General features: G+C 43.8%; 2 protein-coding genes. Both read right to left on the reverse strand.

The genetic code is table 11. The annotated features are described in order from the left end of the window. Positions 1–241 precede the first annotated feature (241 nt). Entirely contained in the window at positions 242–988 is a 747-nt protein-coding gene (gene istB / locus ABTX81_RS39485; protein WP_350555763.1) for an IS21-like element helper ATPase IstB, read from the reverse strand. A gap of 19 nt (positions 989–1,007) precedes the next feature. After that, positions 1,008–2,552, reverse strand: a complete 1,545-nt coding sequence (gene istA, locus ABTX81_RS39490; protein ID WP_350555765.1) for an IS21 family transposase — start codon at positions 2,550–2,552, stop codon at positions 1,008–1,010. Between the last annotated feature and the right edge of the window lie 419 nt (positions 2,553–2,971).

Consider the following 2,971-nt stretch of genomic DNA (forward strand, 5'->3'; position numbering starts at 1 on the left):
GGTATTCCATTTGTTAGAGTATTCAGCAACAGAGGATTTAAAATTATCTCTGGATTATAAATTGAATACTTTCTCTGCCGAAACGATTCATCGGCTATTAGGGTGCATATACCAATAAATTTGACCCCCTTTCGCCAATTTCAAATTGACCCCCAGAGTTGTTGCTTGAAAAAAGCAGAAGTTGTTGTGCAAAAAGGCATTTTAGAGTTGATCTTTTAAGTCCTGTTTAACAACTGTTATTTTACAAAAATACGTTTTCAATCTTAGAGTTTCTCCTCCTCATTGATTCGCCGAATAATTCAACTCTCAAGGAGTGATGAACTATACGGTCAAGAACGGCGTCAGCTATCGTTTTCTCGCCAATTATATCATACCATTCCTTAACCGGTATCTGTGAGGTAACTATTGTTGACCGCTTCTGATGCCTGTCTTCAATGATATCCAGTAAAGTAACCCTTGATTGTGGGTCGAAGGGCTGAAGGCCGAAGTCGTCAAGAATAAGAAGATCAACCCTTTCGATCTTTTTCAGTTCTGCCAGGATGGTACCCTTAGCCTTCGCCAGCTTTAGCTGCCCCATGAGTTTAGCGGTATTGACATACAGAACCTTGTATCCACTCTGACAGGCCTGATATCCAAGGGCGGTGGCCAGATAGCTTTTTCCGGTACCGGTGGAACCGGTTATAAAAATATCCTTGTGCTCCTTAATGAAATCCAAGGCCGCAAGTCTGTGTACCTGGTTCCTGTCAAGCCCACGTTCAATGGAGTAATCAATATGCTCAAGAGATGCCTTATATCTGAACGCCGCCGCCCTAATTGTTCTTTCCACTGAACGGTTGCGCCTGTCATCCCACTCGCTGGCAACCAGTACGGAGATAAACTGATCAGTGGTCAGCGATTCCTTTACCGATGATTCCAGATTGGTCTTGAATGCATCGTACATCCCAAACAGCCTTAGCTGTTTCATTTTTTCTAATGTTTCATTGTTCATTTCTAATTGCTGTTTATTGTTACTGGTAATATTCCTTGCCTCTGATGTTTCCATGCTCAGGGATCTCTATCGTCTGTTCTTCTACAGATAGCTGATCAAGCTGCTTTCGCAGTATCTCCTCAATTATACGGTAGTTGTACTGCCCAAGATTATCTGCCCAACGGCAGGCATTTCTTAGCCGGACCGTTCCAACGCGACGTGCAAAGTTCAGTATGCCCGAACAGGATTTATGGGCCTGCTCCGGATGTCCCTTATATTCAAGTACCTTTGATATATAACCGGCAACATCACTATGGATCTCTTCTGCCTGCCGTATAAAGTTTTCCGGGGTCCATTCTGAGATATACCGGTGTTGTGGCGCCAGATGGGTTTCCTGGGTGGTATAATGGTGCTTTGTCCGAACTCTTGGATGAAAGGCTATCATGGTATAGTTGTAATAGACTTTTACTGAGCCGGAAGTGTACAGCAACTTCACCTTTTTCCCAACATAATTATAGGGAACACTGTAGTAGTGAACATCTTCGCCCAGCCGTACATGCCCGTTTCTCATTACGGTAACCATCACCTGCTTGTGCACCTCATATCGAACTGGATTAAGCACGGCAAGTGCTTCACGTTCGATTTCCTCAAACTGTTCCCTGCGTGAGTAGTTTCTGCCGGAAAAGGGTTTGTTATTATGGATTTCCAGCAATGAGACAATCGCAGAATTGAGCTGCTCCAGAGTCTCAAATCGGCTGTTGTCAAGCTTGTTATAGATGCTTCGGTAGATAAGCTTCACAGCTCCTTCTACAAGTGATTTGTCGCGAGGTTTGTAGGCACGTGCAGGAATAACTGTTGTGGCATAATGTTCCGCAAACGCTGCAAACTCATCGTTCAGTACCGCCTCATACCTGCTTCCCCTTGTAACAGCAGAGCGAAGGTTATCAGGAACGATTGCCTCGGGTACACCTCCGAAATAGCGAAGTGCATTTTCACAGGCGGCGATGAGGTCCTCTTTTTTCTGTGAGGCCACAGCCTCAACATAGGTGAGCTGGCTGCAGCCAAGGATCGCTACGAATACTTCTACATCCTGCCTGATATTATCATTCCCGCTAACAAATAGCTTTTTACCAGCAAAATCGATATACATTTTATCGCCAGCCTTATGTTCGATATGCATCACCGATCTGGAAAGCTGCAGATAGACCATTATGGCATTATTGAAGTGTGAACGACTATATCCATCCGGGTGTTTCTTTACATACTCCTCATGGAGAGATTCCCTTGTAACACCTTTTTTCTTCAATCTTTTGCAGTAATCAGGCAATAGTGTTTGGAGAATCTGCATACGGGGTGCGCTGGAGATCCTGGCCACGGGGGTAGTGAAAATAATGGCCAGATCGCTGTCGCTCTTGGCATTGAACTCCTCATAGCCAATACCAAGTGTCTGCCAGATGCGAATATACTTTTTAATGGTATTGCGTGAGGTTGATACCATTGCATGGATGCGCTTGGTCCCAATCCCCTGACTGTACAGACGGATGATCTGTCTTAGTTTATTCATTTTGATAGGCTTATTGGACATTGTAATCAGCAGTTTTTGTTCGGCTAAAAGCTAAACAAAAACATATTCCTACAAACCATTCAGCACAAACGAATCTGCGATTTCAAGGGGGTCAATTTGGATCGGCGCAAAGGGGTCTCTTTGCTTTGGCGGACCTTATCAAATTAACTCGGCAAAGGGGGGCTTTTTAAAGTGGCGAAGAGGGGTCAATTTGAAGCGGTTTATCCAGATTGTGCACATTAGCTATCTTTTTGTGTCCTCGGCAAAAATAATTTTGAGTAAATCATTTAAAGGTTTATCTTTCCTCAAACTATTTTTTTCATCTGTTACGCTCAACAATATGGTAGTAATCCTGGCTCAGCTAATTACAATGCACTGCTCTATCCACAAGTACATCTATCAACTCAAACAGCTACTGTCTACCTCATGCCTAGGCAGTT

Origin of the sequence: Kitasatospora sp. NPDC097605 (assembly GCF_040302725.1) — a bacterium.
Classification (GTDB): Bacteria; Actinomycetota; Actinomycetes; order Streptomycetales; family Streptomycetaceae; genus Kitasatospora.